Consider the following 25,181-nt stretch of genomic DNA (forward strand, 5'->3'; position numbering starts at 1 on the left):
CCCTATGAACGCTTCTCGGCATTGCGCTTGCGCGTGGCAGCCGCCTTCTTGGCCGATGCCGAGCGTTCCTCGGCGGTGCGAGAGGCCGCCGCCGCACCACCCTTGTGGCCGCCCTTGCGCGAAGACGCATGGTTCTCTGTCTTGCCGCGGCCCGATCCGCTCTTCTTGCCGCCGCCGGTCTCGGCATTCACCGTGGCCCAGGCGCGGCGCTCGGCCTCGCCCTTGCCGACACCGCGGTGCTCGTAGCCTTCCTCGATGTGCTCGGCCTTGCGTTTCTGCTTGTCCGTGTAGGACGACTTGTCGCCTCTTGGCATGTCAGCGCTCCTTCAGGTTGAGAAGCCTTCATGCTGGGCGCACGGCCCGCGCCGCGGGTAAGAAGACGCACGCGCTGCGCGTCAGCGCTGTCTGTCGCGGGACGGCTCGGCCGCCGCCTTCATGCGTCGCAGGTGCGCCAGCATTTCCTCGCGCACGACGCTGGTGATGTGGCTGCGCTTGCCGTTCTCCAGCATGCCCAGCCGGCGCGCGACGGGGCGGCCGGGCAACTGCAGCACGCACAGCGCGGGGTCGCTCTCCCAGTCGAAGTTCTTCAGGAGCGGCGCCATGGTGAAGCCCACGTTCTTGCGCACCAGTTCCGCAATGGCGAGCAGCGAGTTGAGTTCGAGAAACTCCCTCGGCACGAACTGCAGCCGCCGCAGGATCCTGTCGATGCGCGCCCCGGTCGGCGTGCGCCGGTCGAAGCGGATGAAGGGATGGTTCGCGAACAGGCTCGCGATGGGCGTCTCGGGCGAGGCGATGCCCGAATTGGCGATGACGGTGAGCGACTCCTCGTAGCACGGCGTCCACAGGAGACCCGGCACCTCGGGCCACTGGCGCTCGACGACCACGGCCGCATCGAGCTCGCCGCTGATCACGTCCTGCATCAGCTGCGACTGCTCGCGCACGCGCAGCTCGACTTCCAGGTTCGGGTGCAGCGACTTGAGCACCGCCAGCGTGCCCGACAGGAGGCCCATGGCCGAGATGAGCGAGCCGAGCTTGATGGTGCCGGCGATCTGCCGCTGGTCCTGCAGGTCGCGGCGCATCGACTCGTACTGCGCGAGCAGCGCTTCGGCGCGCGGCAGCAGCAGGTGGCCGGCGGGGCTCAGCACCATGGTGCGGCCGGTCTTGTCGAAGAGGGTCTTCTTCATCTCGGATTCGAGGGCGCGCATCTGCTGGCCCACGGCCGCCTGCGTCAGGGCCACCTCGTCGGAGGCCGCGGCAAAGGAGCCGCCACGGGCCGCGGCCACGAAGGTGCGAAGAAAACGAATGGAGCTCATGGGCGGAAGGTAAACAAATCCTTTATCAACTCTAAATGATTTTTAAATTTATTTTTTCCTGTACCTGCAAAACAATGCGGCCATCGGCACTGAACTACCGCACTCCCGCGGCAGGCAGATGACAACCCGCAACGCCACCCGCCACGCCATGCCCACTCCTGAATATTTCCCCCTCGTCGATGTTTCCGGCACGCCCCACGCCCGCGGCGTGCAGCACGGCCGCGCCGTGCCCGAGCGCGTGGCCGGGGGCGTCGCGCTCTACCGCGCCCAGTTGGGCCGCCGCGGCCTGGACGACGCCACCATCCGCCAGCTCGCGCAGTCGATGCTGCCGGTCATCGAGGCCTACGACGCGAGCTACCTGGAAGAGATGCGCGGCATCGCCGAGGGCGCGGGCGTGTCGCTCGAAGACGTGGTGATGATCAATTGCCGCACCGAGATGCTGTTCGGTTATGCCGACATGAAGCAGACAGCCACGCCGCCCGCCGAGCCGCCATCGAGCGAGGACGGCGACTGCACCGGCCTCCTCGTGCTGCCCGCGCGCTCGGCCACCGGGCGCCTCATGCACGCCCACAACTGGGACTGGCGCCAGGAATGCGTGGACACCGGCATCGTGCTGCGCATCCGCGGCAACGGGAGCGCGCCCGACATGCTCACCTTCACCGAAGCCGGCGCGTTGGCCCGCCACGGCTTCAACACCAACGGCGTCTCGCTCACCGGCAACTCGCTGACCTGCGACGAAGACTTCCGCAAGGGCGCGGGCGTGCCGCTGGTGCTGCTGCGCCGCCGCGTGCTCGAAGCCGCGAATCTCGCGCAGGCGATGAAGACCATCTGGGCATCGAAGCGCTACTGCGCCAACAACATGATCCTGGCGCAAGCCACGGGCAACGACGGCTCGGGCATCAGCCTGGAGACCTCGCCCGGCGAGATCTTCTGGACGCTGCCCGAGAACGACCTGCTGGTGCATGCCAACCACTGGATGTCGCCCTCGGCCGTGATCAAGCTGCGCGACCCCGGCCTGCCGCAGCGGCCCGACAGCATCTACCGCCAGCACCGCGTGGAAAACGCGCTCGGCCGCATCGAGGGCCGCATCGACTGGCCCCATGTGAAGGCCGCGCTGGCCGACGAGTTCGGCAAGCCCGACGGCGTGCTGCGCACGCCCAAGCCGGCGGACTTCAGCAGCATCTCGGCCACCGTGGCCACCACGCTCATGGACGCGGCCAACCGCGTGATGTGGGTGGCGCGCAAGCCCTACGAGGCGCGCAACTTCCAGGAATACACGCTGTAGTCCGCACCCCGGCGCCCCTACTCCTGTTCTTTTTTCATCCGCAGATTCCTTTTCATGACCGCCCTCATCGAAGTCCCCGAAATTCCGCCGAGCCAGGCCGAGCAGCGCGCCCGCGCCATCTACGACCTGGGCCACAGCACCATCTATGCGTCGCGCAGCGATGCGCGCTTTTCGTACTGCACCTACGTGCCTGAGCACATCGGCCAGGCCGGCACGCGGCCGATGCAGCTGGTGGTGGTGGTGCACGGCACCGGCCGCGCCTTCGTCAACTACCGCGAGGCCTTCAGCGGCTTTGCCAAGTGGAACGACTGCATCGTGCTGTGCCCGCTGTTCCCGGCGGGCGTGCGCGGCGACGGCAACCGCGACGGCTTCAAGCACCTCATCGAAGCCGACATCCGCTACGACGAAGTCCTGCTGGACATGGTGGCCGAGGTGGGCGAGAAGTTCGACTGCGACTTCAACCGCTTCGCGCTCTTCGGCTATTCGGGCGGCGGGCAGTTCGTCAACCGCTTCGCGATGCTGCACCCCGAGCGCCTGTGGGCCGCGTCCATCGGCGCGCCGGGCTCGGTCACGCTCATCGATCCCGAGCAGGGCTGGTGGGTCGGCACGAAGGATTTCGAAACCCGCTTCGGCAAGCCGATGGACCTCGCGGCCCTGCGCCGCCTGCCGGTGCACATGGTGGCGGGCAAGGCCGACATCGAGACCTGGGAGATCACGCACCGCGAAGGCGGCAAGTACTTCATGCCCGGCGCCAACGACGCCGGCCGCACGCGGCCCGAGCGCCTGGAAACGCTGCGCCGCTCGTTCGAGGCGGCCGGCGTGAAGGTGGCGTTCGACCTGCTGGACAACGTGCCGCACAACGGCCTGGCCTGCGTGGGGCATGTGCAAGACTTCTTCGCGAAGGCCCTGCATGCGCTGCGCGCCGCGCCGTCGCGGGCCTGACGTTCAAGAAACCACACAAGGAAAGAAGGCCCATGTTCCGTTTCGCAGCGGCCCGCATCGCGATGGCGATACCCACCTTGCTCATCGTGGCGGTGTCGGTGTTCGTCCTGATTCGGCTCATTCCCGGCGACCCCGCGCAGTTGCTGCTCGGCGACCTGGCCACGCCCGCGAGCCTGGCCGACCTGCGCGCCCGGCTCGGGCTGGACCGCTCGCTGCCGGCGCAGTTCGGCATCTGGTTCGGCCACGTGCTGCAGGGCGACCTGGGCACCTCGATCAACAGCGGGCAGGACGTGCTCTCGCTGGTGGCCGACCGCTTCCTCATCAGCGGCCGCATCGTGCTGGTGGCCGTGGCGCTGGCCGCGATGGTGGCCGTGCCCGCCGGCATGATTGCCGCGTGGAAGCAGAACCGCGCGCCCGACCTGCTCCTGGTCGGCTCGGCGACGCTGCTGGTGTCGATTCCGACCTTCTGGCTCGGCCTGTTGCTGCTGCTCCTGTTCGGCCTGAAGCTCGGCTGGCTGCCGGTGGTGGGCTACGTGGGCATCGCCGAAGACTGGAAGAACGGCCTCCTGTACCTGGTGCTGCCGATCCTCACGCTGTTCCTGCACGAGATCGGCGTGCTCATGCGCATGGCGCGCGCCAGCACGCTCGAGGTGCTGCGGCTGGACTACATCACCCATGCGCGCGCCAAGGGCCTGTCGGAGCGCGCGGTGCTGATGCGCCACGCCTTCAAGAACGCCTTCGGCCCGACCTGGACGCTGATCGGCCTGGTGCTGGGCAACCTTCTGGGCGGCATCGCGGTGGTGGAGACGGTGTTCACCATTCCGGGCCTCGGCCGGCTGCTGGTCGATGCGATCTTCGCGCGCGACTATCCGGTGATCCAGGGCTGCCTCTTGTTCGTCGCCGTGATCTATGTGGTCGTCAATCTCGTGATCGATCTTTGCTATCCCTTGTTCGACCCCCGCGTCGCTGTCGAATGAGCACGAAGATGACCCGCAAGAAACGCATCCCCCTCAACGCCCTGATCGGCATCCTCATCGTCGGCCTCATCGTGGCCGCCGCGCTCATCAGTCTCGTGTGGACGCCGCACGATCCGCTGCGCATCAACTTCGGCTCGCGCCTGAAGCTGCCCGGTGGCCGCTACCTCCTGGGCACCGACGAGTTCGGCCGCGACGAGCTCTCGCGCCTCATGGCCGGCGCCGCCACCAGCGTGTGGATCGCCGTGCTCACGGTGACGTTCTCTATCGTGGTGGGCAGCATCGTGGGCGTGCTCACAGGGTTCCTCCGCGGCTGGACCGACCGCATCGTCATGGCTTTCAACAACGCGCTGCTGGCGTTCCCGGGCCTCCTGCTGGCGCTGGGCCTGCTCGCGGTGGTGGGCGCGAACCAGTACGGCATCGTGCTCGCGCTGGGCCTGGCCTACACGCCCTCGGTGACGCGCATCGTGCGCGGCACGGTGCTGTCGCTGCGCGAGAAGGAGTTCATTGAATCCTCGCGCGTGCTCGGCAACTCCGAGCTCTACACGATGGTGCGCCACGTGCTGCCCAACTGCACCGCGCCGCTCACGGTGCTGGCCACCTCGATGTTCGGCTGGGTGATATTGGCCGAGAGCGCGCTGTCGTTCCTGGGCCTGGGCGTGCCGCCGCCGGCGCCGACGTGGGGCAACATGCTCGCCTCGGCCCGCCCGTTCATGGCGCAGGCCAGCTACCTCTCCATTCTTCCGGGCCTGTGCATCGCGCTCACGCTGCTGGGCATCAACCTGCTGGGCGACGCGGTGCGCGACTGGCTCGATCCGCGCATGAAGGGCGTGCAATGAACCCGACCACCTCCATGACGAACACGCCGCTTGTCAGCGTCGAAGGCCTGACGCTCGCCGTCGGCCTCGGCGGCCGCGAGATCGTGCGCAACGTGTCCTTCGACATCGCGCCGGGCGAGATGGTGGGCATCGTCGGCGAATCGGGCAGCGGCAAGACGCAGGCCGCGCGCGCCCTCATGGGCCTCACGCCGCCGCCGCTGGTGCGCACCGCGGGCCGCATCCTCTTCGAGGGCGAAGACCTCGCGCAAGCCAAGCCGTCGCGCCTTCGCGAACTGCGCGGCGCGCGCGTGGGCATGGTGTTCCAGGAGCCGATGACTTCGCTCAACCCGTCGATGACGATCGGCGAGCAGCTGGGCGAAGCGCTCGCGCTGCACCGCCGCGACCTCTCGGCCCCTGCGCGGCAGGCGCGCATCCTCGACATGCTGGCGCGCGTGGGCATCCGCGACCCCAAGGCCGCGCTCACCGCCTGGCCGCACGAGTTCTCGGGCGGCATGCGCCAGCGGATGATGCTGGCCTCGGTGATGCTGCTGGAGCCCGCGCTGCTGATCGCCGACGAGCCCACCACCGCGCTCGATGCCGTGGTGCAGCGCGATGTGCTGGAGCTGATGGTCGGCCTCACGCGCGAACATCAAACGGCCGTGCTGATGATCAGCCACGACCTGCCGATGGTTGCGCGCTTCACGCAGCGCATGGTCGTGATGCGGCACGGCGAGGTGAAGGAAACCGGCCGTACCGACGACCTGCTCGAACACCCGAAGCACGAATACACCCGCGAGCTGCTGCAGGCGATGCCGCGCCGGCTGCCCGCGCGCGCGGTGGTCGACGAGGCGCCGGTCGTTCAGGTGCGCAACCTCGTGGTCGACTATCCCGGCCATCGCCGCCTCTTCGCCAAGGCGGTGCCCAAGCGCGCGCTGCACGGCATCGACCTCGTGGTGCGGCCGCGCGAAGTGGTCGCGGTGGTCGGCGGCTCGGGCTCGGGCAAGACCACGCTGGGCCGCACCATCGCCGGGCTCTTGAAGCCCAGCGGCGGCGAGATCCTGTTCCGCGGCCGCCCGATCGCGCGCTCGGACGCCGGCTGGTCCGACTACCGGCTGCAATGCCAGATGGTGTTCCAGGACCCGTACGCCTCGCTCGATCCGCGCATGACCATCGGCCAGCTGGTCGGCGAGGGGTTGAGGCTGGTCAAGGGCATGTCGTCCGCCGACAAGGGCAAGCGCGTGGCCGAGGTGCTCGATGAAGTCGGCCTCGGCACCGCCTATTCGCCGCGCTATGCGCACGAGCTCTCGGGCGGCCAGCGGCAGCGCGTGGCGATCGCGCGGGCGCTGGTGCGCCGGCCCGCCTTCGTGATCGCCGACGAGCCCGTGTCCGCGCTCGACGTGACGGTGCGCGCGCAGGTGCTGGAGCTCTTCGCCGAGCTGCAGAAGCGCCACGGCTTCTCGTGCCTCTTCATCAGCCACGACCTCGGCGTGGTCGAGCAGGTGGCCGACCGCGTGATCGTGATGCAGGACGGCCGCATCGTCGAACAAGGCTCGCGCGACACCGTGTTCGATGCGCCCCAACAGGACTACACGCGCAAGCTGCTCTCGGCCATTCCGGCGCTGGAGCCGACCGAGACCGGCGGCGTGCGGCTGCGCTGGCGCTTCGGTGCCCAAGCCGCGATCGCCTGATCGCCTGATCGCCCAACCCTTTTCGTTTCTGTCTGCAGGAGTACTTCATGCCCCGTCCCCTCTTCCGAATCGCAGCGCTCGCCGGCGCCGGCCTTGCATGTGCCTCGGCACTTGCACAGACCACCGTGACCGTCGCCCAGCCGGCCGACATCCGCTCCACCAACCCGGGCGTGAACCGCGACAACACCACCGACGGCATCGTGCTCAACATGGTCGAGGGGCTGGTGGGTTATCGGCAGGACGGCAGCGTCGGCCCGCTGCTCGCGCAGTCGGTCGATGTGTCGAAAGACGGCCTCACCTACACCTTCAAATTGCGCCGGGGCGTGAAGTTCCACAACGACGCGCCGCTCACCTCGGCCGATGTCGCCTGGAGCTGGAAGCGCTACATGGACCCCAAGACCGACTGGCGCTGCATGAGCGAGTACGACGGCCGCAGCGGCCTGAAGGTGGTGGAGACCGCGACACCCGACGACGCCACCTTCGTGATGAAGATCAACCGCCCCTCGGCCGTGTTCCTGGACACGCTCGCGCGCTCGGACTGCGGCATGACGGCCGTGCTGCACAAGAGCTCGGTCAAGCCCGACGGCAGCTGGGACAAGCCCGTGGGCACCGGCCCCTTCAAGTTCGGCGAATGGAAGCGCGGCGAATACGTCACGGTGACGGCCTTCAAAGGCTACACCTCGTCGCCCGGCGCCACCAAGGCCGACGGCTACGTGGGCCTGAAGGCGCCGCTGGTGGACAACGTGCGATTCCTGGTCGTGCCCGATGCGGCCACCGCCGCGGCGGGCCTGAAGTCGGGCGCGATCGATGCGGGGCAGATCACATCGAGCGACGCGCAGGAACTCAAGACCGACCGCAACCTCGTCGTGCAGGCGCCCACCGAAGCGGTGAAGAACACGCTGCTCTTCCAGACCCGCGATCCGCTGCTCAAGAACGTGAAGCTGCGCCAGGCGATTGCCGCCTCGCTCGACATGGAGCAGATCGTGGCGGCCGCCTCCGAGGGCCTGGGCTCGGTCAACAACTCGGCGATCCACAAGGGCTCGGCCTTCTACGGCGCGGCCGAGAAGAAGGGCTACCACTACGACCCTGCGCTCGCGGCAAAGCTCTTGCGCGAGGCCGGCTACAAGAACGAGAAGATCACCATCCAGACCAACAAGCGCGCCCACGTGCCCAGCTACACGGTGGCGGTGCTGGCGCAGGCCATGATGCAGTCGGTGGGCATCAACGCGCAGATCGAGGTGCTCGAATGGGCCACGCAGCTGGACCGCTACAACAGCGGCAACTACCAGATGAGCTCGTTCAGCTACTCCTCGCGCCTCGATCCGGCGCTGAGCTTCGAGCAGTTCTCGGGCCCTAAGGACAAACAGTCGCGCAAGGTCTGGGAAGACCCGCAGGCGCTCAAGCTGCTGGACGAGAGCTTCACCGAGACCGACCGCGCCAAGCGCCAGGTGCTCTTCGACCAGCTTCACGCGCTGATGATCCAACAGGTGCCGATGATCATGCTGTTCAACGGCATCGACGCCTGGGGCGTGCGCAAGCGCGTGAACGGCTTCTCGGTGTGGGAAGGCAAGCCGCGGCTGTGGGGCGTGTCGGTGGCGGCTAAAGCGGGCTGAGGCCCGGCTCGGCTGGCTTTGCGAGCGACGCGACCATCGCCAGGATGGTGTCGCCGAAGCCGCCGCGGGCGCGCGCATCGGTGCGCGCGCTGGTCGTCACGCGCGGGCCCGCGCTCCATGCGATGCGCGCGCCGGCGGCCTGCAGCGCCTCGACCAGCGCCACGTCCTCGCTGCAGGCCAGCGGCTGGAAACCGCCCACGCGGCAGTAGGCCTCGGTCGACACGCCCAGGTTGGCGCCGTGGATGTGCCGGTGGCCGTCGGCATCGACGTAATGCCGCGCGAAATGCGCCTGCACCGCGCTGCCTTCCAGGCCGTACGCGCCCCAGTCTTCCACCCCGATCGAGCCGCAGACGACATCGGCGTTCTCGGCCAGTTGCTTGACCAGCCAGTCCGGCGAAACGAGCGTGTCGGCGTCGGTGAAAGCGAGCCATCGTGCGCCGGCCCCAATGAACAGATTGGCGCCGCGCGCCCGCGCGATGCCGACGTTGCGGGCTTCGAGCGCGATCCGCGCCACGGGGTATTGCGCGGCCACGGCATCGGTCGCGTCGCTGCAGCTGTCGAGCACCACGGCCACGCCGACCGGTTCGCCGAGCAATGCCGGGTGGGCCGCCGCGCGCAGCACCGCCTCGAGCGCCGCGCCGATGCGCTCGCCCTCGTTGTGCGCGGGAATGACGACGCCGATCACCGGATGCCCTCGCGTTCGGCCACCGAGCGGCGGTCGCGGGTCCAGACCTGCAGCACGAAGTCGTCTTCCTCATGCAAGGCCAGGCGCGCCAACCCGAGCGCGGCGAGCGCGGCGTGCACGTCCTTCGTGGACAGGCTGCGCTGCGCGAAATCGGGGCGCCAGTCGCAGGCGACCAGCGTGCCGTCGGCCTCCAGCGTTTCTTCGCAGCACCGGGCCAGGCGCTGCATGTCGTTGCGGTCGAGAAAGTAGCCCAGCTCGCTCAGCACGATGAGGTCGAAGCGGCCGTCCTCGCGCGGCCAGTCGGCGGGCAGCACGTGCTGCGCGACGCGCACGTTGGGGCGCCCTTCGGTGCGCGTGCGCGCGAGCGCCACGGCATGCGCCGAGAAATCGCTCGCCAGCAGGTGGTCGCAGCGGTGCGACAGCGCCAGCGTGAGTTCGCCGATGCCGCAGCCCGGCTCGTAGACCCGCCGGTAGCGCGCCTGCGGCAACGCGGCCAGCAGCAGCGCCCGCTTGCGCGCCTCGTACCAGCGCTCGCGCAGCGCATAAGGGTCTTCGCTGGCCGAATAGAGCGCGTCGAAATACGGCCGCTGGTCGTTGCCGGTGCTCACAGGAAGATCACCTCGAAGGGACGCGCCGCGCGCTGGACGGTGGTGGCGCGCAGCACCGGGCCGGAGCCGGTGGACGCATCGCGCCGCAACTGACTGGTGAACGCCTTGACGGCCGCGCGCTTGCGCCGCACGGCCTCTTCGCTGAGCGGGAGCCGGAAGGCGTGCTGCCACGGCATGCGCACGTCGCCCGGACGCGACCAGTGCCAACCCCACACGGGCACTTCCGCGAGCCGCGCGCCAGTGCTCGCGGCCGCCAGTGCGCAGGCCTCGCCGGTCGCCTCGTGGTCGGGGTGGCCGTCGCGGCGCCAGGTGGTGAAGACGACATCGCCGGGGCGCAGCAATGAAACGAGGCGCGCCGCGAGCACGGCGCGCAACGCCTTGAGGCCGCCGTCGGGCAGGCCCAGGCGGATCGGTTCGATCGCGAGGCCCAGGCACTGCAGGGCCTTCAAGCTCTCGCGCGGCCGGGTGCGCGCGAGCCGTTCGACGGGCCATTCGGTCGAGCCCCGGTGGCTGGCGGTGCCGTCGGTGACCGCGATCACCTCGACGGGCCGGCCGCATTCGGCCAGTTGCGCGAGCAGGCCGCCGACCGAGAGCACCTCGTCGTCGGGGTGCGGCGCGACGACCACGGCGCGGGCGTTCTTCGGGACCAGGTCCTGCGGGGCGATCGCGGGCAGGCGTGCGAGCCCGGGCCAGCGGCTCCACTCGGCCTCCGTGGTGCCCTCTCCCCGGATGGCGCGTTGCGCTACAGCGTCCATGACGATGGCTCCTCTTGCTCGTTGGCGGCGAATTGGCCGAGCGCGGCGAGGTCGCGCTCGGCGTGGCTCTGGCGCAGGAACACCGGCAGGTCCGCCATCGCGCGGGCGAAGCGCGGATCGCGGCACAACGGACCGGCACCGACGGCGCGGCCGGCGTGATGGATCACCTCGTTGGCGGCTTGCTCGACGGCCAGGCGGGCGCGCAAGGCGATGCGCTGCGCGTTGTCTTGCGGATGGCTGTCGATCCACGCGGCGGCTTCCCGCAGTTGCGCCGCCGCCGCAGTCACTGCGACGTCGATGGCGCCGAGATGCGCGAGGCGATGGGCGTCCGGCTTGGGGCCTTTGCGCTGCTGGACCATGCGTGCGATGCCGAGCAAACCGCCGAACCAGCAGGCCGCGATGCCGGCGCCGCCCTGCCAGAAGCCGGCGCGGCTCACGTAGTCGCCCGGCCGGCCGACCTGCGTGGCCACGGCGCGGTTGAACCGCACGTCGACGCTCGCGCTCGCGGCCATGCCGACGGCATGCCAGCCGTTCTCGGTCACCCAGACGGCGGGCTGGTCCATGGCGACGGCCGCGAGGCATGGCTCGCCGGACGCATTCCAGCAGCTGACGACGGCGTGCGAGACGGTTGCTGCGCCCGAGCACCAGGCCTTGGTGCCGGTCAGGCGGCAGTGGCCGTTCGCCTGCGCATCGAACGCGACGCGCGCATCGGGCGGCTCCGCGCACCACGTGCCCCAGGCTGCGCCCGCAGGCGTGTCCGGCGCGCCGCCGAGCTCGGCCAGGATGGCGAGCGCATCGGTGTGCCCTTCGAACAGCTTCACCAGCGAGAGATCGTGCGCCGCCACTTCGGCCAGCACCCGCCAGCGCGCCAGGGTCTGGCCGGCGCCGGGCCTGGGCAGCGCGTCGATGCGCGCATCGACCAGATGCTTCAGCGCCAGGTCGCCGCCGTGGCGAAGCTGCAACTGCAGGAGGGCATCGTCGGGGGCGGCTTGAAGCATGAGAGTGGGACCACGTGAATCGAAAGAAAAAGAAACTTCGAGCCAAGGTAGGCAAGCCATGCAACGCGAATCGTCGGTGGGCGGCTTTCGCCCGTGTAGGAGGAATTGAGGAACGCCGCTGTTGCCGCCTATTGCCTGCAGGCGGCGGCCCCGCGCGGCATGACCGACGGACGGGGTCGGCCTCCTCCCACATGACAAGGCCGGCCGCGGGAAGAGAAAGAGGTTTTTCACCCTCTGACCATCCACACGCAAGGAGCCCTGATGACGAAGCCCACCACCATCGATACCCGCGACGACGACGCGAACGAACGCGACGACGGCGACACCACGCAACCCCCGGCGCACAACAAGGCCGGCCACCAGCAGCCCACCTCCCGCAACGAGCCGCGCCGCACGCCCGAGAGCCGCCACGACCGCGAAAGCCATGTGGGCGGCGGCAACCAGATCCAGTCCCGCCGGGGAGGCGGGTCGGGAGGCGGTTCGCGATGACGCCGTCGGACTTCTCGCGCTGCATCGCGCTGTGCAACGCCTGCGCCGCGGCCTGTAACTACTGCGCCGCCGCATGCATCAAGGAGGCGTCGGACACCATGTCGCGCTGCATCGCGCTCGACCTGGATTGCGCGGCGATGTGCACCACCGCCGCCGGCGCCATGGCGCGCGGCAGCGAAAACGCGGGCCTCTTCTGCAGCCTGTGCGCCGACATCTGCCGGCTCTGCGCCGCCGAGTGCGGCACGCACGACATGGACCACTGCCAGCGCTGCGCCGAGGCCTGCAGGCAATGCGAAACGGAATGCCAGCGCATGGCGACCGTCTGATGACCTCGGCCACTATCGCCCTGCATGAACTGGCCCGGGCGACCGATGCCTGCCGCGAGTGCCCGCTCGGCGCGCACGCGACGCAGTCCGTGTTCGGCGAAGGGCCGGTGCACGCCCGGCTCATGGTGGTCGGCGAGCAGCCGGGCGACAAGGAGGACCTGGAGGGCCGGCCTTTCGTCGGCCCGGCCGGGCGGCTGTTCGATCGCGCGGTGGCCGAACTGGGCTGGTCGCGCGACAAGCTCTACGTGACCAACGCGGTGAAGCATTTCAAGTACGAGCTGCGCGGCAAGCGCCGCATCCACAAGACGCCCGCCCAGCGCGAGGCCGAGGCCTGCCACCACTGGCTGGAAAGCGAGATCGCGCTGGTGAAGCCAGAGGCGCTCGTCGCCCTGGGCGGTGTCGCGGCGCGCTCGCTGCTCGGGCGCCATGTGGCGGTGATGAGCGAGCGCGGCCGCTGGCACGAAGACGCCGAGGGCCGCCGCGTGCTCGTGACGCTGCACCCGTCGGCGCTGCTGCGGGGCGATCCTGCGCAGAAGGAAGCGGCGTGGAAGGCGTGGCTGCACGACCTGTCGCTGGCCTCGGAAGTGCTCGACAAAACGCCATCGCCCGCGCGAAAGAAACCCCGCGCCACGCACGCACCAAGGCGCACGGCGGCAACGGCCTGAGGATCAACGACGTCCGCGAGACGGCGTGCGCAGCGTGATCGAGTAGCGCAACGCTTCGGTCGGCGCAATCGCGTGCCGCCAGGCCCACCGCGCCGGACCGCGCAGCAAATAGATCGAACGCGGCTCGATCAGGAACTGCACGTTGCCCGCGTCCGAAGTCGACGCCCCGCCCGGTCGGTACGGCCGGAACTGCATCACCGCGTCGCCTTGCAGCGAGACGCCCACGATGTCCTCGAAATCCGGCACGTCGCGGTGCCAGCCGAGCGGCGTGCCGGGCTGGTATTCGGCGATCAGCATGTGGGTGAGTTCCTCGGGCGCGACGCCGAGCCATGCGGCCGCCTTCGCCCGCAGCGGATGCAGCGCCTCGGGCAGCGGCGCGCCGGGCTTCAGGCGATTCGTGTCGAAGTCGTAGCTCCCGCCGAAGCTGATGCCGCGTCGGCGCGCGGTGTATTCCTTGTAGCGCATCTCCTTGAGCGGCAGCGCCTTCACGATACGCAGCAACCCGGCCTCTTCGTTGCGCGACAGGAATTCGCGCTCGTAGTGCAGGCCCTCGACAACGGCCGCGGGCGCGCCGCCGAAGAGGTCGTCCTGCCCCGCGTGTTCGAGGCGTCTAGCGGCGCGCATCGCCGGCCCTCCCCACCTGCACGTGCCACCAGCGCGGCAGCAGCTCGCGGATTTCCGTGCGCGCGAAGCGGTCGTCCAGGAGGTGCAGCACGCCCCGGTCTTCCTCGGTGCGGATCACGCGACCGGCCGCCTGCACCACCTTCTGCAGCCCCGGATAGAGATAGGTGTACTCGTAGCCCTTGCCGAAGCGCGACTGCATGCGCTCGCGCGTGATCTCGTTGAGCGCGTTGTACTGCGGCAGCCCCAGGCTCGCGACGAAGGCGCCGACCAGGCGGCTGCCCGGCAGGTCGATGCCCTCGCCGAACGCGCCGCCGAGCACCGCGAAACCGATGCCCCGGCCGCCTTCCTCGAAGCGCGCGATGAAGCCGTGGCGGTCGGCCTCGAGCATGCCGCGCGTCTGCGTCCACACGGGCACGCCGGGGTGCCGCGCCGAGAAGGCGGCGCGGGCGCTCTCCAGGTATTCGAAGCTGCTGAAGAAGGCCAGGTAGTTGCCGGGCATGCGCTCGAACTGCGCGCCGATGATGCCCGCGACATTGCCCAGCGACCCGGCGCGGTCGCGAAAGCGCGTGGAGACGTCCATCGCCACTTCCACGCGCAGTTGCTGGCTGTGGAACGGCGAGGCCACATCGAGCAGCGCGGTGTCCGCCGGCAGGCCGAGCGCGTCGCGGTAGAAGGCGAACGGCGAGAGCGTGCCCGAGAAGCAGGTGACCGACACCGCATCCGCGAAGCGGCCTTCCAGGAACGCCGCGGGCACGAGGTTGCGGATGGCCAGGGTGCGGTCCTGTTGCGTGGCGCCCATGCCCAGGCCCAGCGTGCGCTCGAACACCGAGTGGTCGCCGAACACCTCGGCCAAACGCGCGAAGTGCAGCGCATCGAAGAAAAAGCGTTGCAGCGGACCCTGCGCGGCCTCGGGCTTGGCGGCGAAGTACTCGGCCATGGCGGTGTTGGCGGCCTGCAGCGCGCGCACGAAACGCTCGGGAATCTCGTCGGCGGTTTCGTAGTTGTCGGTCTGCGATTGCTGCACGGTGTCCCACTCGCGAAAGAGCCGCGCGAGCGGGCCCCGCACCGGAGCGGGCGCGATGCGGTGCGCCTCCTCGAGCGCCCCGCCTTCGAGCTGCGCGGTGTACATGCCGCGCGCCCGCTCCAGCAGGTTGTGGGCCTCGTCCACCAGCACCGCGACGCGCCAGCCCGCGTCCTTCATGGTGCCGAAGAGGAAGGCGCTGCCGTCGAAGTAGTAGTTGTAGTCGCCCACGATCACGTCGCTCCAGTGCGCCATTTCCTGCGCGAGGAAATAGGAGCACACCGTGTGCTGCAGCGCGACCTGCCGCAGCGCCTGCCGGTCGAGCCAGCGGACCTGTGCGGCCTCGATGCGGGCGGCGGGCAGGCGGTCGTAGAAGCCCTTGGCGAGCGGGCAGGAGTCGCCGTTGCAGGCGCGGTCGGGGTACTCGCAGACCTTCTCGCGCGCCGCGAGTTCGAGCACGCGCGGCTGCGCGCCGTCCGCTGCACAGCCCTTGCCCAGCACCCGCAGCGCATCGAGCGCCACCGGGCGGCCGGAGGTCTTGGCGGTGAGGAAGAAAACCTTGTCCAGCTTCCCTGCCGCACGCGCCTTGAGCAGCGGGAAGATGGTGGCCAGCGTCTTGCCGATGCCCGTCGGCGCCTGCGCCATCAGGCAGCGCCCGCCGGCCGCCGCGCGGTAGACGGCTTCGGCCAGTTCGCGCTGGCCGGTGCGGAAGGACGCGTGCGGGAATGCGAGCTGCGCCAGTGCTCGGTCGAGCGCGCCGTGGTGGTCGGCCTCCTGCTGCGCCCAGGCGGCGTAGCGATCGCACAGCGATTCGAAGTACTCCCGCAGCGCGTCCCAGGTGTGGCGCTCTTCGAGCACGGTTTCCTCGCCGGTGGCCAGGTCGAGGTAGACGAGCGCGACCGTCATCTGCGCATGCCCGTGCTGCTCGCACAGCATCCAGCCGTAGGTGCGGGCCTGCGCCCAGTGCAGCGCGCGGTGGTTGCCGCGGATGGCGTCGAAGTCGCCGCGGAAGGTCTTGATTTCTTCCACGCGCGGTTCGCCGGGCTCGTAGCCGTCGGCGCGGCCGCGAACGCGCAGCGCGCCGTGCCGGGATTCGAGCGACACCTCGCTCTGGTAGCCGCCGCCGCGCCGCCCCTGCACCAGCGCGTGGCCGGCCATGCCTTCGAGCGCGCTGGGCGCGGGCACGAAGCGCAGGTCCAGGTCGCCCGCCTTCGCGCCGAAAGCGCAAAGCGCCTTGACGGAAACGACGTATGCAGCGGGGGCCATGTCTGGCGAAGTGGAGGTGGAGGAAGCCGGGGCCATCTCTCGGATCACTGTATGAAACTACAGTATAACGAGTGAGAAGGTGTTGCCGTTGAGGTTCAATCCAACGTCTCGGGGTCTTCTCCGACAGGACGACCCTCCCTTTTCGGCAAAACTTGACAAGTTTTGCTTACAAATGTGCCGATGAAAACTCCCTCCGCCATCGATCCCCGCGACTTCGACCGCCTGCTCAGTCGCAACCTCAAGCTCCCGATGCTGGGGGGGCTGTTCGGCGCCGCGGTGTTCGTCGGGCTCATCCTGTTCCTGCTCTCGACCATCAGCTGGGTGGAGCACACCGACCGTGTGACCCGCTCGGCCAGCGAGCTGCAGCGCCGCGGCATCGACATGGAAACGGGCCTGCGCGGCTTCCTGCTCACCGGCGAAGAGAGCTTCCTGGAGCCCTACCAGAGCGCCCTGCCGCGCCTGAAGGCCGACACCGATGCGCTGCGCAAGCTGGTGTCGGACAACCAGCAGCAGGTGGAACGGGTCGACCGCATCGCCGGCCTGCAGGACGCCTGGAACGACTTCGCCCGCGAGATGATCGCGGCCCGCCGTGCCGGCGGCGACATGCAGGCCATCGTGCGGCTGGGCCGCGGCAAGCGGCTGACCGACGACATGCGCGCCGAATACACCGCGTTCATGGACACCGAGCAGGCCCTGCGCTTCCAGCGCAACAACGACGCCAACCGCACCAGCTGGTGGGTGGTGGGGCTGTTCCTGTTCTTCACGCTCACGCTGACCGGGCTCATCGCCTACTTCGGCCGCCGCCAGCTGGTGCGGCTGTCGGACAGCTACGACGTCGTGCTCAAGGAGCAGGAGGCGCATTCGCAGCGGCTGTCGGAAGAGGCGTGGCTGCGCGGTGCGCAGACCGAGCTGGTCGGCGAACTGGTCGGCGAACTGAGTGCGCCGGACATGGGCCGCAAAATCCTCGCGTTCTTCTCGCGGCACCTGGGCAGCAGCGTTGGCGCGATGTACGTGCGGGAGCGCCACGGGCCGCTGCGCCGGGCCGCGAGCTATGGGTTCTCGGCCGATGCCGAGGCCTCGCCGCAGGTCTTCTCGCCCACCGAGAGCTTGGTGGGCCAGGCCGCGGCCGAGCGCCGCCGCATGCTGGTCGACCCGATCGGCGCCAGCTACCTGAAGGTCAATTCGGGCCTGGGCGAGATGGCCCCCAACACCGTGCTGCTGATGCCGGTGATGAGCGACGGCATCGTCAACGGCGTGGTCGAGCTCGGCCTGCCCGGCGCGCCCGACGAACGCGCAAGCCAGCTGCTCGAGGTGGTGTGCGACGACATCGGCACCTCGCTCGCGGCGGCCCGCTACCGCGAACAGCTGCAGGACGTGCTGGCCGAGACGCAGCAGCTCAACGAAGAGCTGCAGGTGCAGCAGGAAGAGCTGCGCACCGCCAACGAAGAGCTCGAAGAGCAGTCGCGGGCGCTGCGCGCCTCGCAGGCCATGCTGGAGAACCAGCAGGCCGAGCTGGAGCAGACCAACAGCCAGCTGTCCGAGCGCACCGAGGCGCTGGACCAGCGCAACACCGCCCTTCGCCGCGTGCAGCGCGACCTGGAAGACCGCGCCGACGAGCTGCAGCGCGCAAGCCGCTACAAGTCGGAGTTCCTCGCGAACATGTCGCACGAGCTGCGCACGCCGCTCAACAGCGCGCTCATCCTGGCCAAGCTCCTGGGCGACAACCCGCAGGGCAACCTCACGCTGGAGCAGGTGAAGTTCGCCGAGTCGATCTATTCGTCGGGCAACGACCTCTTGGTGCTGATCAACGACATCCTGGACATCGCCAAGGTCGAGGCGGGCAAGCTCGAGGTGGTGCCCGAGGACGTGTCGCTCGAGCGGCTCGCGCAGAGCCTGGAGAGCACCTTCAGCCCGCTCGCGATGCAAAAGAGCCTGAGCTTCCGGCTCCAGGTGCAGCCGGGCGCGCCGGTCTCGCTGGTCACCGACCGCCAGCGGGTCGAGCAGATTTTGAAGAACCTGCTGTCCAACGCGCTCAAGTTCACCGACAAGGGCGAAGTGGCGCTGGTGGTGTCCGCCGCGGCCAACGGCGGCGCGGCCTTCGCGGTGTCCGATTCGGGCATCGGCATCGACCCGCAGCAGCACGAGCTGATCTTCGAGGCCTTCCGCCAGGCCGACGGCACGACCAGCCGGCGCTACGGCGGCACGGGGCTGGGGCTGTCGATCTCGCGCGACCTCACGCACCTTCTGGGCGGCACGCTCACCGTGCAGAGCGAGCCCGGCAAGGGCAGCACCTTCATCCTGCAGCTGCCGGCGCTGGCGCCGCAGGCTTCGGCACAGCAGATGGCCGCCCCGAGAGCCGTGCCGGCGTATGCGCCGGGCGGACGCAGCCCGGCCGCCGCGCCCCTCACCGTCGCACCGCAGGCGCCCACGCCACCGGCCGCGGTGCCGGCGCCGCAGTTCGCCGACGACCGCGCGATCCCGCGCGACCAGGTGCGCCGCGTGCTGGTGATCGAGGACGAGCCGCAGTTCGCGCACATCCTCTACGACCTGGCGCACGAGCTGGGCTACCGGTGCCTGGTGGCGCACGGCGCGGCCGACGGCTTCGAGCTGGCCACGCAGTTCGTGCCCGACGCGATCCTGCTGGACATGCGCCTGCCCGACAGCACCGGCCTGGACGTGCTGCAAAGGCTGAAGGACTCGCCGCACACGCGCCACATCCCGATCCACGTGGTCTCGGCCGCCGACAACGCGCAGGCCGCCGCGCTGCACATGGGCGCCATCGGCTTCGCGCTCAAGCCCGCCACGCGCGACGAACTCATGAAGGTGTTCGGCCGGCTCGAAGACAAGCTCACGCAGAAGGTCAAGGTCGTGCTGCTGGTGGAAGACGACGCGCTGCAGCGCGAAGCCGTGATCAAGCTGATCGGCGACGACGACATCGAGATCGTGGCCGTCGGCTCCGGCGAAGAGGCGCTGGAGCTGCTGCGCACGCGCGTGTTCGACTGCATGATCACCGACCTGCGGCTCCCCGACATGCAGGGCAGCGAGCTGCTCAAGGCGATGGCGGCCGAAGAGATCGTCTCGTTCCCGCCGGTCATCGTCTACACCGGGCGCAACCTCACGCGCGACGAGGAGACGGAGCTGCAGCGCTACTCGCGCTCGATCATCATCAAGGGCGCCCGCTCGCCCGAGCGCCTGCTGGACGAGGTGACGCTCTTCCTGCACAAGGTGGAGGCCTCGCTCTCCACCGAGCGCCAGGGCATGCTCAAGACCGCGCGCGGACGCGACCGCATCTTCGAGGGCCGCACCATCCTTTTGGTGGACGACGACGTGCGCAACATCTTTGCCCTGACGAGTGCGCTGGAGCAGCGCGGCGCGGCCGTGGAGATCGGCCGCAACGGCCGCGAGGCGCTCGAAAAGCTCGACCAGGTGCGCGAGATCGACCTGGTGCTGATGGACGTGATGATGCCGGAGATGGACGGCCTGGAAGCCACGCGCCGCATGCGCGCCGACCCGCGCTTCGAGAAGATGCCGGTGATCGCCATCACCGCCAAGGCCATGAAGGACGACCGCGACCAGTGCCTGGCCGCCGGCGCCAACGACTACCTGGCCAAGCCCGTGGACCTGGAGCGGTTGTTCTCGCTACTGCGCGTGTGGATGCCGAGAATGGAGCGGCTGTGACCGACAAACCGCCTTCGCCACCCTCGCCGCTTCAGCCGCTGAGCGACACCGAGATCGAGCTGCGCCTCCTCATGGAGGCCATCTACCTCAAGTACAGCTACGACTTTCGCAACTACACGACCGCCTCGCAGAAGCGCCGCGTGCTCTATGCGCTCGAGCAGCTCGGGCTGCCGAGCATCTCGGCGCTGCAGGAAAAAGTGCTGCGCGATGCGAGCCTCTTCGGCCGGCTGCTGCAATTCCTGACGATCCCGGTGAGCGAGATGTTCCGCGACCCGGCGTACTTTCTCGCGCTGCGCGAGCACGTGGTGCCGATCCTGCACACCTACCCGTCGGTCAAGGTGTGGGTGGCGGGCTGCAGCACCGGCGAGGAGGTGTTCTCGCTCGCGATCCTGCTGCGGGAGGAAGGGCTTCTGGAGCGCACGCAGATCTACGCGACCGACATCAACCCGGCCTCGCTCGAGAAGGCGCGCCAGGGCATCTTTCCGCTCGAGGCCATTCGCGGCTACACCACCAACTACCAGCGCGCGGGCGGGCGCAGTGCGTTTTCCGATTACTACACCGCCGCCTACGACGCCGCCCGCTTCGACCCCACGCTGTGCGCCGACGTGATCTTCGCGGACCACAGCCTGGCCACCGACAGCGTGTTCGCCGAGACGCAGCTGGTGTCGTGCCGCAACGTGCTCATCTACTTCAACCGGCTGCTGCAGGACCGCGCGCTCGGGCTCTTTCACGAGTCGCTGTCGCACCGCGGCTTTCTCGGGCTGGGGTCGAAAGAGAGCATCGATTTCTCCGCATACGCGGACCGCTTCGCGCCCCACGCGCGCGCCGAGCGCATCTACCGCAAGGCGACATGACGGCACCGACCCGTTCCCTCACCCGCAAGCGCGTGGACGCTGTCGTGATCGGCGCCTCGGCCGGCGGCATCGATGCGTTGCTGGTGCTGCTGGCGGACCTGCCCGCGAGCTGGCGCATCCCGATGACCGTGGTGCTGCACCTGCCCGAGAACCACGACAGCCACTTGGCCGAGATCTTCGCGCTGCGCCTGCCGATCGCCGTGCGCGAGGCGGCCGACAAGATGCCGCTCGTGGCCGGCAGCCTCTACTTCGCGCCGCCGGGCTATCACCTGTCGATCGAGCGCGAGCGCTGTTTCTCGCTCAGCTGCGAGGCGCCGGTGCTGTTTTCGCGGCCGTCCATCGACGTGCTGATGGCCTCGGCCGCCGACGCCTACGGCCCCGCGCTGGCCGGTTTTCTCCTGACCGGCGCCAACGACGACGGCGCCGAAGGCCTGTACCGCATCCACCTGGCCGGCGGCCTTACCGCCGTGCAGGAACCGAAAGAAGCCCTGATTTCCATCATGCCCAACGCCGCCATCGCGCGACACGCCCCCGACCACGTCCTGCCGCTGCGCGATCTTCGCGCCCTGCTCCTGCAACTGGAGGCCGCCCATGCCCATTGACGTCCAAAGCAAGCTGCTGATCGTCGATGACCTGCCGGAAAACCTGCTGGCGCTGGAGGCGCTGATCCGCGCGCCCGACCGCCTCGTGTACCGCGCGGGCTCGGCCGAGGCGGCGCTCTCGCTGCTGCTGGAGCATGAATTCGCGCTCGCCATCGTGGACGTGCAGATGCCCGGCATGAACGGCTTCGAGCTGGCCGAGATGATGCGCGGCACCGAGCGCACGCGGCACATCCCGATCATCTTCGTGAGCGCCGCGGGGCGCGAGCTGAACTACGCCTTCCAGGGCTACGAGAGCGGCGCGGTCGACTTCCTGCACAAGCCGCTGGACCCGCACGCGGTGGTCAGCAAGGTGAACGTGTTCGTCGACCTGTACCAGCACCGGAAAGCGCTGCGCCACGAGATGGAGCTGCTCGCCGCCGCGCACAGGAAGCAGGAAGAACTGGTGCAGCAGCTGCAGCACACGCAGCACGAGCTGGAGCGCGCGGTGCGCATGCGCGACGACTTCATGTCGATGGTCTCGCACGAGCTGCGCACGCCGCTCAACACGCTGTACCTGGAAGCGCAGCTGCGCCAGCTGCATCTCTCCAAGGGGAACCTGGCCAACTTCTCGCCCGAGCGGCTGCCCGCGATGATCGAGCGCGACCAGCGGCAGATCCGCAACATGGTTCGGCTGATCGACGACATGCTCGACGTGACGCGCATGCGGCGCGATGCGCTCTCGATCCAGACCAAGCCGGTGGACCTCGCGGTGCTCGCGCGCGCCGTGGTCGAGAACCTGCGCCAGCAAGCCGAGGCCGCGGGCTCGGCGATCACGCTCGAAGCGCCGGCCGAACTGCGCGGCGTGTGGGACGAATTCCGCATCGAACAGGTGCTCACCAACCTCCTGACCAACGCGCTGCGCTACGGCGGCGGCAAGCCCGTCGAGATGGTGGTCGAGCAGGCCGGCGGCACGGCGCGCGTGAGCGTGCGGGACAACGGCATCGGCATCGCGCCCGAAGACCAGGCCCGCATCTTCGAGCAGTTCGAGCGCACCGAGCACAGCCGCCAGCACGCGGCGGGACTGGGCCTGGGGCTCTACATCACGCGCAAGATCGTGGACCTGCACGCCGGGCAGATCGGCGTGCAGAGCGCGGCCGGCCAGGGCGCGCGCTTCACCGTCGAGCTGCCGCTGCAAGGCGAGCCCGCAGCGCCCGAAGCGCCAGAGACGCCCGCAGCGGCCGCGTAGGAACACCCCTACGAGGCCCGGGACACAATCCGTTGATACTGCTTCTTTCGCCTTACGAGAAAGAAAAATCGCTGTGAACGTGCTGATCGTGGATGACAACGAAGCCGCTGCCGACCTGCTGCAGGAACTCCTCACCCTGCAGGACCACACGGCCCGCTGCACCTACACCGCGCAGCAGGCGATGGACGCGGCGGCCGCCGAGCACTTCGATGCCGCGCTGATCGACCTCACGCTGCCCGACTTTCCGGGCACCGAGGTGGCGCGGCGGCTGCGCGCCAGCACCGCCGAAGGCACGCCGCGTCTGCTGGTCGCGATCTCGGGTTTCTCGGCGCAGGACGCGGCGGGCGAATCGGCCAAGGGGCTGTTCGACCACCACCTGCAAAAGCCGATCGACATCGCGCAGCTCGATCGCATCCTGGCGCAGCCCGCGCGCTAGGCGCCCCGGAGGCCATGCCGATGCGTCGCCTCTTTCCTGTTCTCCCGCTTCTCCTTTTCTTGCCGCTCGCATCGACGGCGGGATGGACCGATGGCGCGGGCAAGCCGATTCCCGATTCCGAGTCCATGCGAAGCGATGGCGAGTTTCTTGTCCAGCTGGTCATCACCCCGGACGAGGCCGAGCTTCGCAAGGCCTGGAATACCTCCAGCCCCGCGCCGGCGCTGCGCACGGTCGAGAGCGTCAAGCGCGCGGTCAGCTCCAGCGCGATGCTGATCCTGCGCGGCTGCGCGCCGAATGCCATCGGCCAGTGCGAAGTGGTCGTCGAGTTCTTCGTGGTCACGCCCAGCGGCAAGCGCGTGCCTGCCGGGGGCGGGCCGCTCTGGACCTCGGAGCCGCCGCGGGCCACGCTGGTGCTGGGTTCGGCGAGCATGAACTTCGGCTTCGGCGCGACGGATGAAGCGGGCCTGTACAGCGTGCAGGCGAAGGTGACCGACCGGATCGGCGGCCGCACGCTCGAGCTTTCCAGGCCGCTTCGGCTGGAGTAGCGCGCGGGCCGCGCGCGGGCCGGCGCTCTGGCCGGCGCGCCTTCAAAGCCTAGTGGTAAACCACGAAGGCTAAATTGGTGAACCACTTTTAGACTGGCTCACCAATCATGGCCACGCTCATCGAATCCCCCACCCCGCCGGCCGCCGACGCGGACACCGACCGCACCTACCAGCGGCTCGCGGCCCGCATCGCCGGGCTCATCACCGAGGGCGAATTCAAGCCGGGCGACCGCCTGCCCTCCGAGCGCGCGCTCGCCGACCGTTTTGGGGTGAGCCGCACGCTGGTGCGCGAGGCGATCATCGTGCTGGAGATCCAGGGCAATGTCGAGGTGCGCGGCGGCTCGGGCATCTACATCTGCGCGCCGTCGCCGGGCGCCGCGCCCGCCGCCTCCGCCTACACGCTGTCGCCGGGCCCCGGGCCTTTCGAGCTGCTGCGCGCGCGCAGCCTGATCGAATCCGAAATAGCCTCCGTCGCGGCCGAGAACCGCAAGGACAGCGACATCGACCGCATCTACGCCGCGCTCGCCGCGATGCGCGAGCACATGCAGGACAAGGCGGCCAACGAAGCGGCCGACCGGCTGTTTCACCTGCGCATTGCCGAATCGACCGGCAACAGCGTGCTGCTGCAGATGGTGACCGCGCTGTGGGACCACACCAAGGCGCCCATCTGGTCGCAGATGGAAGCGCACTTCCACACGCCCGAGCTGCGCCGCGCCTCGCAGGACGACCACCAGCGCGTGTTCAACGCGCTGCTCGAGCGCGACCCCGCGGCCGCCCGCGCCGCGATGCGCGGCCACATCGATCGCGTGATCGCCGAGTTCGCGCAGGCCTGGCGCTGAACGGCCGGCCCGGCGGGCGGGCGGGCGCCTCCCTTTTCCCCTCGCCCGATCCGGGCCGCACGTAGAACCCCAGAACTGGAGACTGAAGATGACAACGACGAAGACCCTGCTCGCCGCCCTCGTGGCCGCGGCGTTTGTCGGCCACGCGGTGGCGCAGACCGTGCCCCTGCCGGCGCCCGGCACGAGCGCGCGCATCGACGCCATCAAGAAGTCCGGCGTGCTGCGCGCGGGCGTGCTGTCCAACCCGCCGTGGCTGGTGGAGAACACCACCGGTTCGGGCGACGCATGGGCCGGCCCGGCCTGGCTGCTGGCCAACGAAATGGCCAAACAGTTGGGCGTGAAGCTGCAGGCGGTTCCCGTCTCGCACGAGACCAAGGTGCCGGTGCTCGCATCGAACCAGGCCGACATGACTATCTCGCCGCTGTCGGTAACGCCCGAGCGCCTGAAGGTGGTCGACTTCGTGACCTATTCGCGCACCGCGCTGTGCGTGTTCGGCCGCGCCGACAACCCCAAGGTGGCCAACGCCAAGTCGATCGACGACTTCAACAACCCGAACATCACGGTGGCCTACTTCACCGGCGGCGGCGAGGAGAACTGGGTCAAGAAGCGCTTCCCGAATGCCAAGCTGCGCGGCGTGTCCACCGCCGGCACCGCGGCGCCGGTGGAAGAAATCATGGCCAGGCGCGCCGACGTGACGCCGATCAACCGCGTGCCATGGCAGGCGCTCACCCGCAAGGTCAAGGGCCTGAAGGCGCTGCCCGATGGCAACAACTGCCAGGACTCCACCGAGATGGCCACGCCCATCGGCCTGGCCATCGACAAAAACCAGCCCGAGTACCTGAACTGGCTCAAGGCCGTGAACGACCAGATGAAGCCCAAGCTGGACGCGGACGAGGCCCGGATCATCAACACGATGTGAGCCTGGGCTCCCA

At 69.2% G+C, this 25,181-nt stretch carries 25 protein-coding genes; 17 read left to right on the top strand and 8 right to left on the bottom strand.

Annotated elements, in window-relative coordinates; translation table 11 throughout:
* Nucleotides 1-2: 2 nt before the first annotated feature.
* Both JC881_RS01445 and JC881_RS01450 read right to left on the bottom strand, forming a co-directional pair.
* Nucleotides 3-314 (bottom strand): plasmid stabilization protein, encoded by a 312-nt coding sequence (locus JC881_RS01445; RefSeq protein ID WP_198783936.1) that lies wholly within the window; start codon nt 312-314, stop codon nt 3-5.
* An 81-nt stretch (nt 315-395) separates the two neighbouring features.
* Nucleotides 396-1,313, bottom strand: a complete 918-nt coding sequence (locus JC881_RS01450; RefSeq protein WP_198783937.1) for a LysR substrate-binding domain-containing protein — start codon at nt 1,311-1,313, stop codon at nt 396-398.
* 148 nt (nt 1,314-1,461) lie between these two features.
* Here JC881_RS01450 and JC881_RS01455 point away from each other — a divergent pair, with 148 nt between their 5' ends.
* The 6 genes from JC881_RS01455 to JC881_RS01480 are packed head-to-tail and all read left to right on the top strand — an operon-like array spanning nt 1,462 to nt 8,633.
* Nucleotides 1,462-2,598 (top strand): C45 family autoproteolytic acyltransferase/hydolase, encoded by a 1,137-nt coding sequence (locus JC881_RS01455; RefSeq protein WP_198783938.1) that lies wholly within the window; start codon nt 1,462-1,464, stop codon nt 2,596-2,598.
* 54 nt (nt 2,599-2,652) lie between these two features.
* Complete coding sequence (locus tag JC881_RS01460) at nt 2,653-3,540, top strand: hydrolase (protein ID WP_198783939.1); 888 nt, start codon at nt 2,653-2,655, stop codon at nt 3,538-3,540.
* A 32-nt stretch (nt 3,541-3,572) separates the two neighbouring features.
* Nucleotides 3,573-4,517, top strand: coding sequence for an ABC transporter permease (locus JC881_RS01465; protein ID WP_198783940.1), 945 nt, complete (start codon nt 3,573-3,575; stop codon nt 4,515-4,517).
* An 8-nt stretch (nt 4,518-4,525) separates the two neighbouring features.
* Nucleotides 4,526-5,353, top strand: coding sequence for an ABC transporter permease (locus tag JC881_RS01470; RefSeq protein WP_198783941.1), 828 nt, complete (start codon nt 4,526-4,528; stop codon nt 5,351-5,353).
* A gap of 14 nt (nt 5,354-5,367) precedes the next feature.
* On the top strand, nt 5,368-7,020 hold the full coding sequence (locus JC881_RS01475; RefSeq protein ID WP_198784865.1) for an ABC transporter ATP-binding protein: 1,653 nt from the start codon (nt 5,368-5,370) through the stop codon (nt 7,018-7,020).
* Nucleotides 7,021-7,067: 47 nt separating this feature from the next.
* Entirely contained in the window at nt 7,068-8,633 is a 1,566-nt protein-coding gene (locus tag JC881_RS01480) for an ABC transporter substrate-binding protein (protein ID WP_198783942.1), read from the top strand.
* On the opposite strand, the gene JC881_RS01485 is transcribed toward JC881_RS01480, so the two are convergent.
* The 4 genes from JC881_RS01485 to JC881_RS01500 are packed head-to-tail and all read right to left on the bottom strand — an operon-like array spanning nt 8,620 to nt 11,679.
* Entirely contained in the window at nt 8,620-9,318 is a 699-nt protein-coding gene (locus tag JC881_RS01485; RefSeq protein ID WP_198783943.1) for a glycosyltransferase, read from the bottom strand. The two genes, JC881_RS01480 and JC881_RS01485, sit on opposite strands and share 14 nt — an antisense overlap.
* Nucleotides 9,315-9,926: a class I SAM-dependent methyltransferase gene (locus tag JC881_RS01490; protein WP_198783944.1), complete on the bottom strand. Its 612-nt coding sequence runs from the start codon at nt 9,924-9,926 to the stop codon at nt 9,315-9,317. Before JC881_RS01490 ends, JC881_RS01485 begins: the two co-directional genes overlap by 4 nt.
* Nucleotides 9,923-10,681, bottom strand: coding sequence for a PIG-L deacetylase family protein (locus JC881_RS01495; RefSeq protein ID WP_198783945.1), 759 nt, complete (start codon nt 10,679-10,681; stop codon nt 9,923-9,925). Before JC881_RS01495 ends, JC881_RS01490 begins: the two co-directional genes overlap by 4 nt.
* Entirely contained in the window at nt 10,669-11,679 is a 1,011-nt protein-coding gene (locus JC881_RS01500; protein ID WP_198783946.1) for an acyl-CoA dehydrogenase, read from the bottom strand. The genes JC881_RS01495 and JC881_RS01500 overlap by 13 nt, the downstream gene beginning before the upstream one ends.
* A gap of 261 nt (nt 11,680-11,940) precedes the next feature.
* Here JC881_RS01500 and JC881_RS01505 point away from each other — a divergent pair, with 261 nt between their 5' ends.
* Genes JC881_RS01505 through JC881_RS01515 form a run of 3 tightly spaced genes read left to right on the top strand, consistent with a single transcriptional unit; the run spans nt 11,941 to nt 13,159 of the window.
* Complete coding sequence (locus JC881_RS01505; RefSeq protein WP_198783947.1) at nt 11,941-12,168, top strand: hypothetical protein; 228 nt, start codon at nt 11,941-11,943, stop codon at nt 12,166-12,168.
* A complete protein-coding gene (locus JC881_RS01510; protein WP_198783948.1) occupies nt 12,165-12,494 on the top strand; it encodes a four-helix bundle copper-binding protein in 330 nt (109 codons plus the stop codon). Before JC881_RS01505 ends, JC881_RS01510 begins: the two co-directional genes overlap by 4 nt.
* Nucleotides 12,494-13,159, top strand: coding sequence for a UdgX family uracil-DNA binding protein (locus JC881_RS01515; protein ID WP_198783949.1), 666 nt, complete (start codon nt 12,494-12,496; stop codon nt 13,157-13,159). Before JC881_RS01510 ends, JC881_RS01515 begins: the two co-directional genes overlap by 1 nt.
* Nucleotides 13,160-13,162: 3 nt before the next feature.
* Here the strand turns inward: JC881_RS01515 and JC881_RS01520 are convergent, their stop codons facing one another.
* Nucleotides 13,163-13,783: an alpha-ketoglutarate-dependent dioxygenase AlkB gene (locus tag JC881_RS01520; RefSeq protein WP_198783950.1), complete on the bottom strand. Its 621-nt coding sequence runs from the start codon at nt 13,781-13,783 to the stop codon at nt 13,163-13,165.
* On the bottom strand, nt 13,770-16,070 hold the full coding sequence (locus JC881_RS01525; protein WP_233101479.1) for an ATP-dependent DNA helicase: 2,301 nt from the start codon (nt 16,068-16,070) through the stop codon (nt 13,770-13,772). The genes JC881_RS01520 and JC881_RS01525 overlap by 14 nt, the downstream gene beginning before the upstream one ends.
* A 180-nt stretch (nt 16,071-16,250) precedes the next feature.
* Here JC881_RS01525 and JC881_RS01530 point away from each other — a divergent pair, with 180 nt between their 5' ends.
* From JC881_RS01530 to JC881_RS01565, 8 genes are all read left to right on the top strand, one after another.
* Nucleotides 16,251-19,748: a response regulator gene (locus tag JC881_RS01530; protein ID WP_198783952.1), complete on the top strand. Its 3,498-nt coding sequence runs from the start codon at nt 16,251-16,253 to the stop codon at nt 19,746-19,748.
* Nucleotides 19,749-19,819: 71 nt separating this feature from the next.
* Complete coding sequence (locus JC881_RS01535) at nt 19,820-20,602, top strand: CheR family methyltransferase (protein ID WP_198784866.1); 783 nt, start codon at nt 19,820-19,822, stop codon at nt 20,600-20,602.
* Nucleotides 20,599-21,204, top strand: a complete 606-nt coding sequence (locus JC881_RS01540; RefSeq protein ID WP_198783953.1) for a chemotaxis protein CheB — start codon at nt 20,599-20,601, stop codon at nt 21,202-21,204. Before JC881_RS01535 ends, JC881_RS01540 begins: the two co-directional genes overlap by 4 nt.
* Nucleotides 21,194-22,429 (top strand): hybrid sensor histidine kinase/response regulator, encoded by a 1,236-nt coding sequence (locus JC881_RS01545; protein ID WP_198783954.1) that lies wholly within the window; start codon nt 21,194-21,196, stop codon nt 22,427-22,429. The genes JC881_RS01540 and JC881_RS01545 overlap by 11 nt, the downstream gene beginning before the upstream one ends.
* 73 nt (nt 22,430-22,502) lie before the next feature.
* On the top strand, nt 22,503-22,865 hold the full coding sequence (locus JC881_RS01550) for a response regulator (protein ID WP_198783955.1): 363 nt from the start codon (nt 22,503-22,505) through the stop codon (nt 22,863-22,865).
* Nucleotides 22,866-22,924: 59 nt separating this feature from the next.
* Nucleotides 22,925-23,410, top strand: a complete 486-nt coding sequence (locus tag JC881_RS01555; RefSeq protein WP_198783956.1) for a hypothetical protein — start codon at nt 22,925-22,927, stop codon at nt 23,408-23,410.
* 107 nt (nt 23,411-23,517) lie between these two features.
* On the top strand, nt 23,518-24,249 hold the full coding sequence (locus JC881_RS01560) for a FadR/GntR family transcriptional regulator (protein WP_198783957.1): 732 nt from the start codon (nt 23,518-23,520) through the stop codon (nt 24,247-24,249).
* Between the two features lie 88 nt (nt 24,250-24,337).
* Nucleotides 24,338-25,168: a substrate-binding periplasmic protein gene (locus JC881_RS01565; RefSeq protein WP_198783958.1), complete on the top strand. Its 831-nt coding sequence runs from the start codon at nt 24,338-24,340 to the stop codon at nt 25,166-25,168.
* Nucleotides 25,169-25,181 lie beyond the last annotated feature (13 nt).

Source organism: Variovorax sp. IB41 (assembly GCF_016405905.1).
In the GTDB taxonomy this organism is placed as follows: domain Bacteria; phylum Pseudomonadota; class Gammaproteobacteria; order Burkholderiales; family Burkholderiaceae_C; genus Variovorax.

What these genes read in the sequence shown, in the direction of transcription:
- JC881_RS01445 (WP_198783936.1), bottom strand. Translation starts at nt 314, where the DNA reads ATGCCAAGAGGCGACAAGTCGTCCTACACGGACAAGCAGAAACGCAAG.
- JC881_RS01450 (WP_198783937.1), bottom strand. Translation starts at nt 1,313, where the DNA reads ATGAGCTCCATTCGTTTTCTTCGCACCTTCGTGGCCGCGGCCCGTGGC.
- JC881_RS01455 (WP_198783938.1), top strand. Translation starts at nt 1,462, where the DNA reads ATGCCCACTCCTGAATATTTCCCCCTCGTCGATGTTTCCGGCACGCCC.
- JC881_RS01460 (WP_198783939.1), top strand. Translation starts at nt 2,653, where the DNA reads ATGACCGCCCTCATCGAAGTCCCCGAAATTCCGCCGAGCCAGGCCGAG.
- JC881_RS01465 (WP_198783940.1), top strand. Translation starts at nt 3,573, where the DNA reads ATGTTCCGTTTCGCAGCGGCCCGCATCGCGATGGCGATACCCACCTTG.
- JC881_RS01470 (WP_198783941.1), top strand. Translation starts at nt 4,526, where the DNA reads ATGACCCGCAAGAAACGCATCCCCCTCAACGCCCTGATCGGCATCCTC.
- JC881_RS01475 (WP_198784865.1), top strand. Translation starts at nt 5,368, where the DNA reads ATGACGAACACGCCGCTTGTCAGCGTCGAAGGCCTGACGCTCGCCGTC.
- JC881_RS01480 (WP_198783942.1), top strand. Translation starts at nt 7,068, where the DNA reads ATGCCCCGTCCCCTCTTCCGAATCGCAGCGCTCGCCGGCGCCGGCCTT.
- JC881_RS01495 (WP_198783945.1), bottom strand. Translation starts at nt 10,681, where the DNA reads ATGGACGCTGTAGCGCAACGCGCCATCCGGGGAGAGGGCACCACGGAG.
- JC881_RS01500 (WP_198783946.1), bottom strand. Translation starts at nt 11,679, where the DNA reads ATGCTTCAAGCCGCCCCCGACGATGCCCTCCTGCAGTTGCAGCTTCGC.
- JC881_RS01505 (WP_198783947.1), top strand. Translation starts at nt 11,941, where the DNA reads ATGACGAAGCCCACCACCATCGATACCCGCGACGACGACGCGAACGAA.
- JC881_RS01510 (WP_198783948.1), top strand. Translation starts at nt 12,165, where the DNA reads ATGACGCCGTCGGACTTCTCGCGCTGCATCGCGCTGTGCAACGCCTGC.
- JC881_RS01515 (WP_198783949.1), top strand. Translation starts at nt 12,494, where the DNA reads ATGACCTCGGCCACTATCGCCCTGCATGAACTGGCCCGGGCGACCGAT.
- JC881_RS01520 (WP_198783950.1), bottom strand. Translation starts at nt 13,783, where the DNA reads ATGCGCGCCGCTAGACGCCTCGAACACGCGGGGCAGGACGACCTCTTC.
- JC881_RS01525 (WP_233101479.1), bottom strand. Translation starts at nt 16,070, where the DNA reads ATGGCCCCCGCTGCATACGTCGTTTCCGTCAAGGCGCTTTGCGCTTTC.
- JC881_RS01530 (WP_198783952.1), top strand. Translation starts at nt 16,251, where the DNA reads ATGAAAACTCCCTCCGCCATCGATCCCCGCGACTTCGACCGCCTGCTC.
- JC881_RS01535 (WP_198784866.1), top strand. Translation starts at nt 19,820, where the DNA reads ATGGAGGCCATCTACCTCAAGTACAGCTACGACTTTCGCAACTACACG.
- JC881_RS01540 (WP_198783953.1), top strand. Translation starts at nt 20,599, where the DNA reads ATGACGGCACCGACCCGTTCCCTCACCCGCAAGCGCGTGGACGCTGTC.
- JC881_RS01545 (WP_198783954.1), top strand. Translation starts at nt 21,194, where the DNA reads ATGCCCATTGACGTCCAAAGCAAGCTGCTGATCGTCGATGACCTGCCG.
- JC881_RS01560 (WP_198783957.1), top strand. Translation starts at nt 23,518, where the DNA reads ATGGCCACGCTCATCGAATCCCCCACCCCGCCGGCCGCCGACGCGGAC.
- JC881_RS01565 (WP_198783958.1), top strand. Translation starts at nt 24,338, where the DNA reads ATGACAACGACGAAGACCCTGCTCGCCGCCCTCGTGGCCGCGGCGTTT.